This is a genomic window from Nocardia nova NBRC 15556 (assembly GCF_001613005.1).
GTDB lineage: Bacteria > Actinomycetota > Actinomycetes > Mycobacteriales > Mycobacteriaceae > Nocardia > Nocardia nova.
Window position 1 is genome coordinate 88,622 of the sequence record NZ_BDBN01000006.1, and the last position, 14,219, is coordinate 102,840.

Annotated in this window: 11 protein-coding genes and 1 tRNA gene; 8 read left to right on the top strand and 4 right to left on the bottom strand. The window is 68.0% G+C overall.

The genetic code is table 11. The annotated features are described in order from the left end of the window. Window positions 1-96: 96 nt before the first annotated feature. From NN2_RS03690 to NN2_RS03705, 4 genes are read left to right on the top strand one after another with little or no spacing between them, the layout of a single operon-like run. A complete protein-coding gene (locus tag NN2_RS03690; RefSeq protein ID WP_063010331.1) occupies window positions 97-1,116 on the top strand; it encodes a hypothetical protein in 1,020 nt (339 codons plus the stop codon). Window positions 1,117-1,121: 5 nt separating this feature from the next. After that, a complete protein-coding gene (locus NN2_RS03695) occupies window positions 1,122-2,102 on the top strand; it encodes a hypothetical protein (protein WP_063010480.1) in 981 nt (326 codons plus the stop codon). 36 nt (window positions 2,103-2,138) lie between these two features. Then, window positions 2,139-3,401, top strand: coding sequence for an adenylosuccinate synthetase (locus NN2_RS03700; RefSeq protein WP_063010333.1), 1,263 nt, complete (start codon window positions 2,139-2,141; stop codon window positions 3,399-3,401). 9 nt (window positions 3,402-3,410) lie between these two features. Then, complete coding sequence (locus NN2_RS03705; protein ID WP_063010482.1) at window positions 3,411-4,058, top strand: NUDIX hydrolase; 648 nt, start codon at window positions 3,411-3,413, stop codon at window positions 4,056-4,058. Between the two features lie 98 nt (window positions 4,059-4,156). On the opposite strand, the gene NN2_RS03710 is transcribed toward NN2_RS03705, so the two are convergent. Then, on the bottom strand, window positions 4,157-5,062 hold the full coding sequence (locus NN2_RS03710; protein WP_063910648.1) for a TOMM precursor leader peptide-binding protein: 906 nt from the start codon (window positions 5,060-5,062) through the stop codon (window positions 4,157-4,159). 236 nt (window positions 5,063-5,298) lie between these two features. Between NN2_RS03710 and NN2_RS03715 the strand changes: the two genes are divergently transcribed. Further along, on the top strand, window positions 5,299-6,279 hold the full coding sequence (locus NN2_RS03715) for an FAS1-like dehydratase domain-containing protein (protein WP_063010337.1): 981 nt from the start codon (window positions 5,299-5,301) through the stop codon (window positions 6,277-6,279). A gap of 33 nt (window positions 6,280-6,312) precedes the next feature. Here NN2_RS03715 and NN2_RS03720 read toward each other — a convergent pair whose 3' ends face one another. Continuing rightward, window positions 6,313-7,806: a zinc-dependent metalloprotease gene (locus NN2_RS03720; RefSeq protein ID WP_082856691.1), complete on the bottom strand. Its 1,494-nt coding sequence runs from the start codon at window positions 7,804-7,806 to the stop codon at window positions 6,313-6,315. A gap of 50 nt (window positions 7,807-7,856) precedes the next feature. Between NN2_RS03720 and NN2_RS03725 the strand changes: the two genes are divergently transcribed. After that, on the top strand, window positions 7,857-8,882 hold the full coding sequence (locus NN2_RS03725) for a YlbL family protein (protein WP_181064132.1): 1,026 nt from the start codon (window positions 7,857-7,859) through the stop codon (window positions 8,880-8,882). Here NN2_RS03725 and NN2_RS03730 read toward each other — a convergent pair. Next, entirely contained in the window at window positions 8,879-9,526 is a 648-nt protein-coding gene (locus NN2_RS03730) for a PPA1309 family protein (protein ID WP_228795381.1), read from the bottom strand. The two genes, NN2_RS03725 and NN2_RS03730, sit on opposite strands and share 4 nt — an antisense overlap. Window positions 9,527-9,659: 133 nt before the next feature. Here NN2_RS03730 and NN2_RS03735 point away from each other — a divergent pair, with 133 nt between their 5' ends. After that, a complete protein-coding gene (locus NN2_RS03735) occupies window positions 9,660-12,674 on the top strand; it encodes a UPF0182 family protein (RefSeq protein WP_082856692.1) in 3,015 nt (1,004 codons plus the stop codon). 187 nt (window positions 12,675-12,861) lie between these two features. Here NN2_RS03735 and NN2_RS03740 read toward each other — a convergent pair whose 3' ends face one another. Then, window positions 12,862-13,395: a transglycosylase family protein gene (locus tag NN2_RS03740; protein WP_063010341.1), complete on the bottom strand. Its 534-nt coding sequence runs from the start codon at window positions 13,393-13,395 to the stop codon at window positions 12,862-12,864. 646 nt (window positions 13,396-14,041) lie between these two features. Here NN2_RS03740 and NN2_RS03745 point away from each other — a divergent pair. After that, window positions 14,042-14,115, top strand: a tRNA-Met gene (locus tag NN2_RS03745). Window positions 14,116-14,219 lie beyond the last annotated feature (104 nt).

Consider the following 14,219-nt stretch of genomic DNA (forward strand, 5'->3'; position numbering starts at 1 on the left):
GTGGTCGGCGGGTGTTCGTCGCCTGTTTTGGTCACAACGACAAAAAGTTGGCGCAAATCTCTGTGTCCGAGTGTTTTAGTCGGTTAGACTAAAACTATGACGACACTGCGAGCAGCCGCGGCGACCCTCCGGAAGGTGCGGCGTCCGGAAGACCTGTTCGGCGTGGCGACAACGGATTCCACCGCTCGCCGCATCGCGCATCGGACGTATCTGCGGCTGGCCGCCGCGCTGCATCCGGACCGGGTGGCCGCGGCCGACGCCGAGCGGGCCACCGCGGCATTCGTCCGCCTCGGCGAGTTGTATCGGAGCTGGCTGGCGGCCGAGCAGACCTTCGAGGTGTGTGGCATGCGGGGGCGGTATCGCCTCGGCGCATTGCACGCCGCCGGTTCCGTCGCGGACCTGTACCGCACCGACTCGGCGGCCGCCGTGGTGAAGATCGCACGGCGGCAGGCCGCGAATTCGCTGCTGGCGAACGAGCGAAACGCGCTGACGGATATCGCCGCGCTCACCGGCGAGCACGAATGGCTGACGCCGTACTACCCGCGCCTGATCGACACCGTCGACCACACCGATACCGAATCCGGCGAGGCGCGCGCGATCAACGTGCTCGACGCGCTGACCGACGGGTTCGTGACGCTGGCTCGAGTTCGCGCCGCGTATCCGCGCGGACTCGACCCACGCGACTACGCCTGGATGCACCGCCGGCTGCTGCGCTGCCTCGCCGGTGCCGCGACCGCGCACTGGGTGCACACCGCGGTATCCGCGGAGAACGTGCTCATCCATCCCCGTCTGCACGGGGTGGTGCTGGTCGGCTGGTCGTTCGCGACCCGGCCCGGGCGGGTGCCGACGGCCACGCCGGCCTCGATCGACTATCCGCCCGAAACGGGCAGCGGGGTCTGCCCCCGCACCGATGTGTATTTGGCCCACCGGCTGCTGCTCACCATGCTCGGCGACCGCGCGCCCGCACCGATGCGCGCCTTCGCCGAGGGCTGCCTGCAATCCGCGCCCCGGCTGCGGCCCGACGCTCGCACCCTGCTCGACGAATTCGACGACCTGCTCGACCGGCTGTACGGCGCCCGCCGATTCCGGCCGTTCGAACTACCGAAAGGACAGTGATCACGATGGGATACGGACAGTGGGACGACAGTGCCTACGACGCCGCGCGCACCTTCCGCGCCGCCCGCGGACTCGACGACTTCGGCTATACCGCCGACATGCGGGCCAAGCCCTATCCGGAATGGGTCGCGCATCCGCTGCTCGACCCCTTCGGCGTCGGGGTGCGCGAATCCCGCGATTCCGACGAGCACGGGGCCTCGCTGCCGATCGCGGTGCTGTTCGACGTCACCGGGTCGATGGGGCGGGTCCCGCGCATCATGCAGGAGAAGCTGGCCACCCTGCACGGGCTGTTGCAGCGCAAGGGATATGCGGAGGATCCGCAGATTCTGTTCGGCGGAATCGGCGATGCGGACTGTGATCGGGTGCCGCTGCAGATCGGGCAGTTCGAGTCCGACAATCGGATGGACGAACAGCTGCGCCTGATTCTGCTCGAGGGGGGCGGTGGCGGACAGAAATCCGAAAGTTACGAACTCGCAGCGTATTTCATGGCCCGGCACACGGCGACGGACGCGTGGGACAGGCGCGGACGCAAGGGCTATCTGTTCATCGTGGGTGACGAGCTGAACAAGTCGCGACTCGCGGCGGCGCATGTACGCCGGGTGATCGGCGACGATGTGCCACAGGACATTTCGGTTCCCTCGATCTACCGCGAGCTGGCCGATCGGTGGCACGTGTACTACATCCTGCCGAATCAGTCCCATTACTACACCGACCCGGAGATTCTCGAGCACTGGCGGGGAGTGCTCGGAGAGCGGGTGCTGCGGTTGGACGATCCGGCGGCAGTGTGCGAACTCATCGCGCTGACCATCGGGATCGGCGAGGACCGCGTCGATCTGGGTGCCGGCCTGGCCGATCTGCGGGACATCGGATCCGACGCCGCCGAGGTCGTCGGTAAGGCGCTGGCCCCGATCGGTACTCCCGTCCGCTCCCGCGGTGCGGGCGCACTGCCGGCGGCGACCCCGGGCGACGACGACGTCCGGTTCTGATCGCGAGCCCGATCCGACAAGCGAAGGGAACACATCATGTTCGGCGACCGGCATGTAATCGTGGTCGATCTGGGATTCGGCGACGCCGGGAAGGGCGCCACCGTGGATTGGCTGTGCTCGCCACAGGCCGGCTTGGAGGTGGCGGCCGTCGTGCGCTTCAACGGCGGCGCGCAGGCCGCGCACACCGTGATCGTCGACGGCCGGCGCCACACCTTCCGGCAGTTCGGATCGGGCACGCTGTCGGGCGTGCCGACGGTGCTGTCGCGGCATGTGCTGGTGGATCCGATCGCTCTGGCGGCCGAGGCCGAAGCGTTGGCCGCGTTGGGGGTCGCGGATCCGCTGGGATCGATCGTCGTCGACGAGCGTGCACTGCTGACCACTCCGATCCACGGAGCCGCCAACCGCTGCCGTGAGGATGCGCGCGGTGCCGCACGGCACGGTTCCTGCGGTATGGGCATCGGGGAGACCGTGCGCTACGCACTCGAGCACGATGCGCCTCGGGTCCGGGACTGCCGGAGCCCGGATGTCCTGCGCCGCAAGCTGATCGCGCTGGAGCGGCACTACGCGCCGCTGCTGGCGCGCGGGCGGCACGGCTGGGAGCCGATCGACGCCCTCGTCGAGGTGTATACGGAATTCGCGCGGACGGTCGCACTGGTGCCGGGCGAGCAGCTCGCGGTCTTCGCCGCCGCGGGCCGGCTGGTCTTCGAGGGCGCCCAGGGCGTGCTGCTCGACGAATGGCGGGGCCTGCACCCCTACACCACCTGGTCGACGGTGGAGCCCCGCCATGCCCGCGCCATGCTGGCACGCATCGGCGCACCGGGCACGGTGCTGGGAGTGACACGTGCGTACCAGACTCGCCACGGCGCGGGCCCCTTCCCGACCGAGGACACGGCATTGGCGGTCCCGGAGCCGCACAATGCCACCGGTCCGTATCAGGGCGTCTTTCGCGTCGGCCATCTGGATCCGGTCCTGCTGCGCTATGCCGTGGAGGCGTGCGGAGGAGTCGACGCCCTCGCCGTCAACCACCTGGATCTCGTGGCCGGTCGTGACGACTTCCGCGCTGCCGCAGGATATTTCGCCCCGGACGGATATCGGGACCGGATCGATTGTGGCGCCTGGCGGGATCTGGGTCATCAGCGGTGGCTGACAGGTCTCCTCGCGCAGAGCACCCCGGATCTCGTTCCGCTGCCGGCGGACGTTCCGGAATTCCTGGAACGCCGGCTCGGCGCGCCGGTGGTGCTGACCGGGCACGGCCCCGATCGCGCCGATCGCGTGGCCCGGGTCGCGGCTGCGGCATGATGGTTGGCCGTGGAGCAGCAATCCGCCGTATCGCTCGATGTCCTCGCCCTGCGATTCGGCGCCGACGACCCGGCCGTCACCTTCGGGGTGGCGCCGAGGCAGTGGGAGCCGTTCGCCGGCGAGCTGGCCCTGCCCGGTGTGCTGCTCGGCCGCGGTGAGCGACTCGTTACGGCGGCCCGCCGCGCGGTACACAGCAAACTGGGCGTGCCCGAGGATGCGATTCTCGCCGTCGGTCAGCTGGTCACGTTCGACGAACCGCACCGCGATCCGCGCGGGCCGACGCTCTCGATCGCGATGTGGGCGGTACTCGGGGGCCCCGCAACACCCACCGGTGCTCGATGGGTTTCGTTCGATGCGGTCCCGCCGCTGGCCTTCGACCACAACATGATCGTCGAGGTCGCCCGGGAACGGCTCGCCGAGATGCTCTGGAAGGACCTCACTTTCACCCGTCCCCTGATCGGCGAACAGTTCCCGGCCACGCGCGCGGTCGCCCTTGCGACGGCGCTGGCCGGCACTCGTCCCGACCCCGGCAACCTCAACCGCACCCTGGCCGCGATCCCCGGTCTCACCCGCACCGGGGAACGAATGCGAACCAAGGCCACCGGACGGCCCGCGGCCGTCTGGTCCTTCACCGACTCGGCCACCAGCGAGCACTGATCCGACCGAACCCGCCCACCTCGCGATCGAGACCACGGCGGCCCTGAGGCGAGACTCTGTCACCGCCCGAGCTGCGGCGCGGGCCACCTTCGTCGCGCTCATACCGATCCTCCGGCGACGGATGCCGCGCGATCGTCGGCCGCCGCTTCGGTTACCGTGGCTGCGATTCGGCGGCAGGCGCAGTCCGCGTGCGGGGTCCAGCGGCGCCGGGCGACGCGCCGAGTGTGTGGATCGAATTCCAGTGTGGTGTCCAGGGTTCGGGGCGGGTCGTCGGCGGCATCCTCGATGATCGATTCGATCTCGCGCAGCGTCAGGGCGGCGGTGGCGGCAATGGTCGCGGGGGAGGCGTAGCCGGTCCGGCCGAGCAGTTGCGCCGCCAGATGCGGCCATTCGGCGTCGAATTCGGTGCGGGTCAGGTCGGCGCAGCGCAGACAGCTGGTACCGCCGGGCAGCACCAGCGGCCCGATCACACCGTGCCCGTCGCGGATGCGAACCTGCAGGTGCGGGATCCGGCGCACCAGCAGCATGCTGACCAGTTCCGGCACCGGCACCAGCGCATCTGTGAGTATCACCAGATCGGTGGACGGCAGGGAATCCGAAGTACCGCCGCGGTACTCGCTCGAACGCGTCGGAGTGATGCCCAGTCGCCGAATACCGCCGTGTAGCGAATCCGCCAGGGGCCCGCGGCCGTGTACGTGCACGGTCCGCACGCGAGTGCGGCGCGCCCGCGGCCACACCAGCAGTCCGGCCGCGTCGATATCGCGTAACAGCTCCAGGGCCACGCCACCGAGACCGAGTTGCCCGGCCTCCCACAGAAGCTGAGGATGGCTGTGCAGACCGTCGAGCAGCCGGACGAAGGCGACGACCGCATCGGTCTCGACGGCGGGCGGGTGCAGGAGTACCGCGCGTTCGGGATCCCATCCCAATTGCACCGCGCCCGAGGGCCGGCGCAGAACCGCCACCCGCGGATGCAACATCGGTCCACGTGCGTGTGACAACGTCATGGGCCTCAGTATTGTCGCCGGCCCTGCTCGCAGCGGGTGGAAAACCCCTGGTTATCCACAGGTTCGACGTTGTCCACAGGGTGCTTCGACTCGAGTCGCGGCCCCGCTCCGAACGCACCGTTTCACAAAACTCGCCGACGACTCGCCGTGAATTTTCCAGACCGGCGCCGAGAGTGCTAACGCCCGGCCACCGGCGGCCGACAATCGGGTCGATTCGGGTCGGTTAAAGGAGCAACATGGTCAGCGCATCCCTCGACGTGCCACCGGTGGCATCGCTGCACGGCGAACATCGGTTTCGGAGCCGCGGCGATCGTCCGATCGCGGCGGACGCGATTCGCGAGTACGCCCGGGCGATAGGCGCCACCGACCCCATCCACTGCGACCAACGTGCCGCCGCCGCTCGGGGATTCGATGCCCTGGTGGCCCCGCCGACCTTCGCCACCACGGTATGGATGCGCGCCGAGGAAAGCACGCTCGAGGCACTCGTGCCGGGCTTCCACAACGGGCGCGTCGTGCACGCCGACCGCACGCTGGAAATCGTGCGCCCACTGCTGGCCGGCGACCGCATCAGCTGTGAAATCGGATTCGAATCCTTCCGCCACTACCGCGACTACGACGTGGTCTCGGTGACCACCCTGCTGCGCGACGACGACGGCCAGGTCGTGACCAGCGGCTCCTCTACGCTGCTGGTGCACACCCAGCCCGGAACCTGTGCGCGAACGGGGACGTCCGGCCGGCCGCACGATCTCGAACCGGTTTCGGCGCCACGGCGCCTGCGCACGCCGCAGCGCGACCGGATCCAACCGTCGCTGCCGCGCCCTCTCGTGGATCTCGGCCCGCTGGCGGTGGGCGCGGATCTGCCCGCCGACACCGTCACGGTCGCGGCCGACGATGTGGTGCGGCACGCCGGTGTCGTCGATCCGCACCGTTGCGGCACCACGGCGGGAACGGTGCCCGGCATGCTGACGTTCGGCCTGGTCGCGGGATATCTCGGTCGCTGGCTCGGCGATCCGACCGCGCTGACGAAACTGCGGGTGCAGTACGCGCCCAAGATGCACTATCTGCCCGTCGACTCCGATGCTCCGGCGTCGATCCTGTTCGGCGGACAGGTCGGCTGGCTCAGTTCGCGCCGCCGGATGGTGACCGTCGTGGTCGACGCATTCTCCAAGGGGCGCAAGCTGTTCGGCTACGCGACCGCCGAAGCTCGACTGGGCTGAGGCCGGGCCGACCGGCCTCGGTGACGCCGCCGGTCAGCGATCCTCGTTCTCGCCGCGCTCGTCACCGGCGTCCGGCGGATTCGTGCCCGAACCGGAATCGTCCTGGGCGGCAGTGCCTTCCGGGCTCTTGTCGCCTGCCGCGTTCTCGTTCGGCCGCTCCTGTTGCGCCGCAGCGCCTTCGCGGCGTTCGCGAGCCTCGGTCTCGGCCAGCTGCGCCAGCGGATCGTCGAAAACATCGGCGCCGCCGCCGATCACACCGTCGATGAAGCCGCTCGGCTTGTCGAGATCCTCGGAGCTGGGCAGCAGATCCGGATGCGCCCACACCGCGTCGCGCGCCGACATTCCCGCGTCGGTGGTCAGCCGCTGCCACAGCGTGGCCGCCTCCCGCAGCTTGCGCGGACGCAACTCCAAGCCGACCAGCGTGGCGAAGGTCTGCTCGGCCGGACCGCCGGTGGCGCGGCGGCGGCGCAGCGTCTCGGCCAGCGCACCCGCACCGGGCAGCCGGTCGCCGACCGCCTCGGCCACCACGACCTGAACCCAGCCCTCGATCAGTGCCAGCAGCGTTTCCAGCCGCTCCAGCGCGGCCTTCTGCTCCGGGGTGGTCTGCGGTTCGAAGGTGCCCTGCGACAGCAGTTCCTCGAGTTTCGACGGATCGGTCAGCGACATCGGATCGATGTTCTGCGCGGCCTCCTCGATCGCGGAGAAGTCCATGCGGATGCCCCGCGCGTAATCCTCGACCGCGCCCAGCACCTGCTGCCGCAGCCACGGCACATGGGCGAACAGCCGCTGGTGAGCGGCCTCGCGGGCGGCCAGATAGACCAGGATCTCGCTTTCGGGACGTTCCAGGCCCTTGCTGAATTCGCTGATCGCGCTGGGCAACAGCGCCGCGGTTCCGGCCGGACCCAGCGGCAGCCCGATATCGGTGGAGGTCAGCACCTCCTGGGCGAGCTGTCCCAGCGCCTGCCCCAGCTGCGAGCCGAAGGCCAGACCACCCATCTGCCCGAGCATGCCGAGCATCGGCCCGGCGAACTGCTTGGCCTCCTCCGGCAGTGTCGAACTCCACATACCCGAGACCTGCTCGGCGACCGGATCGCACAGCCGCTTCCAGGTCGGCAGTGTCTGCTCGATCCAATCGTTGGGCGACCACGCGACCGTCCTGGTGGCCCCGGCGGGCAGGGTGGTCGCCGCGTCCAACCACAGTTCGGCCAGATGCGCGGCATCGCTGACGGCGCGCTGCGCACCGTCGGTGATCGGCGCGACCGTCGATCCGAGTTGCTGGCGAGCCAGCCGCTTGGCGACGTCGTAGTTGACCGGACTCGCCTGGCCGCCCGGCTGGCTCATGGTGGAGAACATCTGCCCGAGCGAGGTCAGCATCTGCCCGAAGGCCGCGGGATCGAATCCGGCCGCGCCCGAAGACCCCATGCCGAAGGCGAAGGGGTTGTTCGCTCCGGAACCGGCCTGATCGTCACGCTTGTCGCGGTCGGGATCGTCGTCGCGGTTCGAGAATCCGAAGGGCACGTCGCTCATGCCCCCAAGGCTACGCGGATGGTGATCGTGGAGCCGCTACTGTGGGCCGGGTGAATCGTCGGATCATCACCTTGATAGCGGCTCTGGTGCCCGTGCTCGTCCTCGGTGTGGTGGGCAGTGCGGTGACGGTGCCGTTCGTCGCTCTCGGCCCTGGTCCCACCTTCAATACCCTCGGCGAGGTGGAGGGCAAGCAGGTCGTCGCGGTGCAGGGCGCCGCGGTGGATCCGACCTCGGGACACCTGAACATGACGACGGTCTCCGTTCGCGACGGGCTGAATATATTCGAGGCGATGGGCTTGTGGGTGGACGGCCGCTACGGCTTGGTGCCGCGCGCCGAGGTCTACCCGCCCGGCGTTCCCCGCGACCAGGTGGACAAGTCCAACCAGGCCGATTTCAAGGAGTCCGAGGACAACGCCGAACTGGCGGCGCTGAACTTTCTGAAGTATCCGACCAAGGTTCAGGTGCGCGTGGTGGCCGACGACGGCCCTGCCAAAGCGGTGCTGCAGAAGGGCGACGAACTTGTGAGCGTGAACGGGAAACCGATCGCGACCTCCAAGGACGTGATCGACGCGGTGCAGGGCGCCGCCCCGGGGACGACGATCCCGATGGTGATCCGCCGCGGCGGCGCCGAACAGACGGTCGAGGTGAAACTCGGTGCGCGCCCGGACGATTCGAACAAGGCCTACCTCGGCGTCACTCCGCAGCAGGTGCCGGCCGGTCCGCTGCAGGTCGATTTCAACCTCGCCGATATCGGCGGCCCCTCGGCCGGCCTGATGTTCAGCCTGGCCCTGGTCGACAAGCTCAGCCCCGGTGAACTCAACGGCGGACGCTTCGTCGCCGGCACCGGGACCATCGATCCGCAGGGCAAGGTCGGCCCGATCGGCGGTATCCAGTACAAGATGATCGCGGCCCGCGACGCCGGCGCGGAGACCTTCCTGGTCCCCGCCGACAATTGCAACGAGGCCCGCCAGCGCACCCCGGAGGGCCTGAAGCTCGTGAAGGTCGACACGTTGACCGCCGCGGTGCAGTCGCTGGACGACATCAACGCCGGACGCCCGGCCCCCAGCTGCGGTTAATCCGGCTCGTTCTCGAGCGTGTGGCGCAGCGCGTCGACCAGGTTGGGGGCCAGGTTCGGCGCGGTGCGCAGATCCAGCTCGGGGAAGGCCTCGTCCTCCTCGGGGCGTAACTGCAACAGGCACAACGAGACTCCGTCGCGGAGCACGCCCGCGTAGAGCCGGGCGTCGCGGCGTTCGGGATGCGTCTGCGCGGCGTCGCGGCCGGCGGCGTCGGCGGCGTCGCGGTCGGCCAGCAGCGGTGCGATGGCCTCGTCGAGCGTGCGTTCGGCGGTCGGCGGCAGCACCACGATCTGCTGCACCAGCACCACCCCCTCGACGGCGGGCGGCCAGCTGGTGGTGGCGAGGAATTCGTCGAGCGCCATCGAATCGCCGCTCAGATCGTCCGGAAGCGGTTCCTGGGCGATGGGAGTCAACGCGGCCCCGTCGTCGAGCTGATCCTCGAGCGTCGGCTCGGCGGCCACCAGGTCGGCGGTCGGCACCAGCGCGAACAACTGCGGCGGCTGATCCCAGCCCTCGGTGTCGGCGAACTCGGCCACGTCCCGGATGCAGCGGTACAGGGCGGAGGAGGGATTGTCCACAGTCACGGCCGACACTGTACGTCCAGCGCGAGCGCCCGCGTCCCCGCCACGGCATACCGGAGCCATCCCGATCCAAGCCGACCCGTTTTACGTAGAGTGGGGCGCGAGAGACGGTCCGCAGGGACCATACGCATCATCGGACTGCGGTGTATCGGCGACAATCGCTTCGGTACGCCGCCGGACCTGGGAGAGTGGCATCGTGGGCATGCGCCCCCCGACAGGCTTACCTTCGCTGTCTCGCCGCAGCCGGATATTGCTGATCACCGCGCTCGTGATTGCGGCGTTACTGCTGGTCGGCCCCCGGTTGACCGACGCGTACACCAACTGGTTGTGGTTCGGCGAGGTCGGCTTCCGCCAGGTGTTCACCACGGTGCTCGTCACCCGGCTCCTGTTGTTCCTCATCGTCGCGATCGTGGTCGGGGCCCTGGTCTGGCTGGCGTTGCTGGCCGCCTATCGAACGCGCCCGGTCTTCGTCCCGGTGTCCGGTCCCAGCGATCCGATCGCCCGCTACCGCACCACCGTGATGGGCCGGTTGCGGCTGTTCGGCATCGGCATCCCGGTCCTGGTCGGCCTGCTGTCGGGGTTGGTCGCACAGTCGAGCTGGGTCACGGTGCAGCTGTTCCTGCACGGCGGCTCGTTCGGGATCAAGGATCCGCAGTTCAACATCGACGTCGGTTTCTACGCCTTCGATCTGCCGTTCTACAAGCTGCTGCTGAACTGGCTGTTCGTGGCGGTGGTGATCGCGTTCTTCGCCAACCTCGTCACCCACTACATCTTCGGCGGGCTGCGGCTGTCCGGGCGGGAGGGCACGCTGACCCGCCCGGCGCGCATCCAGCTGGCGCTGATCGCGGGCACGTTCGTGGTGCTGAAGGCGGTCGCCTACTGGTTCGACCGGTATTCGCTGCTGTCGAGCACCCGCAAGGAACCCACCTTCACCGGCGGTTCCTACACCGATATCAACGCCGTCCTTCCGGCCAAGCTGATCCTGATGTCGATCGCGATCATCTGCGCCGTCGCGTTCTTCGCCGGCGTGGTGCTGCGCGATTTGCGCGTGCCCGCGATGGCGGCCGCCCTGCTGTTGCTGTCGTCGATCCTGGTCGGCGCGGTGTGGCCGCTGGTGGTCGAGCAGTTCGAGGTACGCCCGAACGCCGCGACCAAGGAAGCGACGTACATCGAACGCAACATCACGGCGACGCGGCAGGCCTACGGGCTCACCGACGACAAGGTCTCCTACGTCGACTACAAGGGTTCGCAGACGAAGGACCCGGGTTCGATTCCGGCCGATCAGCAGACCATCGGCAACATCCGGCTGCTGGATCCGAATCTGCTGACCCAGACCTTCATCCAGCGCCAGCAGCTGCAGAACTTCTACGGCTTCCCGGACCCGCTGGACATCGACCGCTACACCATCAACGGCGAGAAGCAGGACTACATCGTCGCGGCTCGCGAACTGGTGCCGCAGAACCTGTCGGGTAACCAGACCGACTGGATCAACAAGCACACCGTCTACACCCACGGTGACGGCTTCGTCGCCTCTCCGGCCAACCGGGTGAACGTGGCCCCGCCCAAGGAAACCCAGCAGGCGGCCACCGGCGCCGGCACCAGCAGCTCCAGCGGCGGGTACGGATATCCGGTCTTCAACGTCGGCGACAAGTCGACGGTCAGCGATCTGTTCACACCGAAGGACAGGCAGGCCATCCCGGTCGATCAGCCGCGCATCTACTACGGCGAGATGATCTCGAAATCGGATGCCGACTACGCCATCGTGGGCGGGAACAACCAGCCGCCGCGCGAATACGACACCGGCACCGAGCAGTACACCTACACCGGCCAGGGCGGTGTCCCGATCGGCAACTGGTTCAACCGGCTCGCCTTCGCCGCCAAGTACGCCGAACGCAACATCCTGTTCTCCGGCGCCATCGGCTCGGATTCGAAGATCATCTACAACCGTGATCCGCGCAGCCGCGTACAGCAGGTGGCGCCGTGGCTGACCACCGACGGCGATATGTACCCAGCCGTGGTGAACGGACGCATCCTCTGGATCGTCGACGCCTACACCACGCTCGACAACTTCCCGTACGCGCAGCGGACCTCGCTGGAGGGAGTCACCGAGGACAGCATCGATCAGAACACCGGTCGCACGCTGCCGCGCAAGGAAGTCAGCTACATCCGCAACTCCGTCAAGGCCACGGTCGACGCCTACGACGGCACGGTCAACCTCTACGACGTGGATCCCACCGATCCGGTGCTCAACGCGTGGCGCGGGGTGTTCCCGAACTCGGTGAAGCCGCAGAGCGAGATCTCGCCGGAGCTGCGTGCCCACTTCCGGTATCCGGAGGATCTGTTCAAGGTGCAGCGCGAGATGCTGGCGCGCTACCACGTCAACGATCCGCGCGAGTTCTTCACCAACAACGCGTTCTGGTCGGTGCCCAACGATCCGACCTCCGACACCCCGACCAACGCCCATCAGCCGCCGTACTACGTGCTCATCGGTGATCCGAAAACCGGTCGGCCGCAGTTCAATCTGACCAGTGCGATGGTCGGCTTCAAACGCCAGTTCCTCGCGGCGTACATCCAGGTCGCCTCCGATCCGGAGAACTACGGCAAGTTCACGGTGCTCAAGTTGCCGACGGATTCGCAGACGCCGGGGCCGCAACAGGTCCAGACGTCGATGACCACCGATGCCCGCGTCTCGAACGATCGGACATTGTTGACCGGTGGTAACACCAACAAGATCAAATACGGCAACCTGCTCACCCTGCCGATCGGCGAAGGCGGCATCCTCTACGTCGAACCGTGGTACCTGGAACGCAACAGTGGACCGACCACGGCGTCCTTCCCACAGCTGGTGAAGGTGCTCGCCTCCTATGGGGACAAGGTCGGCTACCAGTCCACGCTGGGTGATGCGCTCAACGACGTGCAAGACGGGCTGGGCGCCGCGACCACCCAGCAGCCGGGGCAGGCGGCGATCAACCCGCCCGGCCAGCAGGGCAGTACCTCACCACCGCCGTCGAATCAGAACACGCCACCGCCGTCCACGACAGCGCCGCCGCCGACCACCGGGTCGGCCGGGAAGGACGCGGCGGTCAAGGAGCTCAACGACGCCCTGAAGGGGGTCGAGGACGCCCAGAAGTCGGGTGACCTCGGCCAGCTGGGCAAGGCGCTGGAAGGGCTCCAGAAGGCCATCGACGATTACAACAAGGCCGGCGGTTAACGGCCGGCCGGTGATCGACGACAACGGCGCCCCGGGATCACCCGGGGCGCCGTTCGCGTTCTGCGCCCGTGCCTGGCCGGGCGGCCTCGACGACGGGCCTGCCGCACAAACGGCATTCGGCGCCGCCATCGCACGGATGGCGGCGCCGAATGCATGAGAAGCGTGCGCGGTACTACCGCGCTCGGGCTCAGCGGCCGAGAGAGTCGATCAGACCGCTGTTCTGGTCGAGGATCTGCCGGAACTGCTCGCCCACACCGAACTGCTGCGCGGCCTGCTTGCCGGCGTCGGTGGCCTTGTTGATCAGGTCCTGGCGATCGTCAGGCAGCTGGACCGGAGCGGTCGGCTCGGGCTGCGGGGCCGGCCGGGTCTCCTCGGCGGGCGCGTAGCGCAGGTACTGGCCGCACACCGGCCAGGCGCCGGAGCCCTGGGTCTGCAGCACGTTCTCCGCGACGCGGATCTGCTCTTCCTTGCTCGCGTTCTGCGGCGAGCCGCTGCCACCGTTGGCGCTCCAGGTGGACTGCGTGAACTGCAGGCCGCCGTAGTAGCCGTTGCCGGTGTTGATATTCCAGTTGCCGCCGCTCTCGCACTGCGCGACACCGTCCCAGTCGTGGGCGGGCGCAGCCGAAGCAGTGGTGGAAGCTGCGAACGGGACGGCAACAAGGGCGCCGGCGACGGCGGCGAAGCCGAGGGCGCGACTGCTGATCTTCCGGTTCTTGTTCATGGTGGTGTCCCTCCCTGCGCCCGCCGGCTCGGCGATGGTCCGCCGCGTCCCTGCCCCCAGGAGGTCGGGGATCCCCGAACCGCGGGGCAGGGTTGCCGGTGTGCAACGGTTCGGGTCTGGATGCCCATCACGGGTTCGCTCCGGGCCGCGTTCGACCATAACGAAGAGATCTCGACAGATCACGTCTTGATAACAGACACAATTGCATGAAGCGAATAACCGGATTCCGGCGTTGATGCAGGTTGGCTATGCAGTGGTCGGACATTCCGGTCGTTCGTTATGTGGTCGTTATGTGCGATGAATCACGCGCAAATAGTGGGCTGGGTCACGTTTTTTCGGGCTGCTTTTTGGAAACGCGCGCGTTTCCCAAGACGTTCTCCGTCATTCGGGGTGAAGCGATGCTTCCGCATCGAGTCGCCGGTTCGAATGGTTCGGCGTATCCGTGTGGCGATCCCGCGTTGTTCGGCGGGTCGATGGTCCCCCGTGATCCGTGAGAGCCGGGTCGCCGACCGTATTCCGCGATGTGGAACCCGCTCATGGAGGTCGCGGCGGTCGGCGCCGAAATCGCGTCTGCGCTTCTCGAAAACCGCTCTGACCACAGGATTTGCTACGCCTGTCGACTCGTGTGTAATGTTGTGTTCACCGACGCGGGGTGGAGCAGCTCGGTAGCTCGCTGGGCTCATAACCCAGAGGTCGCAGGTTCAAATCCTGTCCCCGCTACTAGTGAAAAGGTCCCGGAACCAGAAGGTTCCGGGACCTTTTTCGTTTCTGTCATGCCGCCGGGGGCCTGGTCGCGCCTCGATTCGCGCCGATGGCAGCGCGTG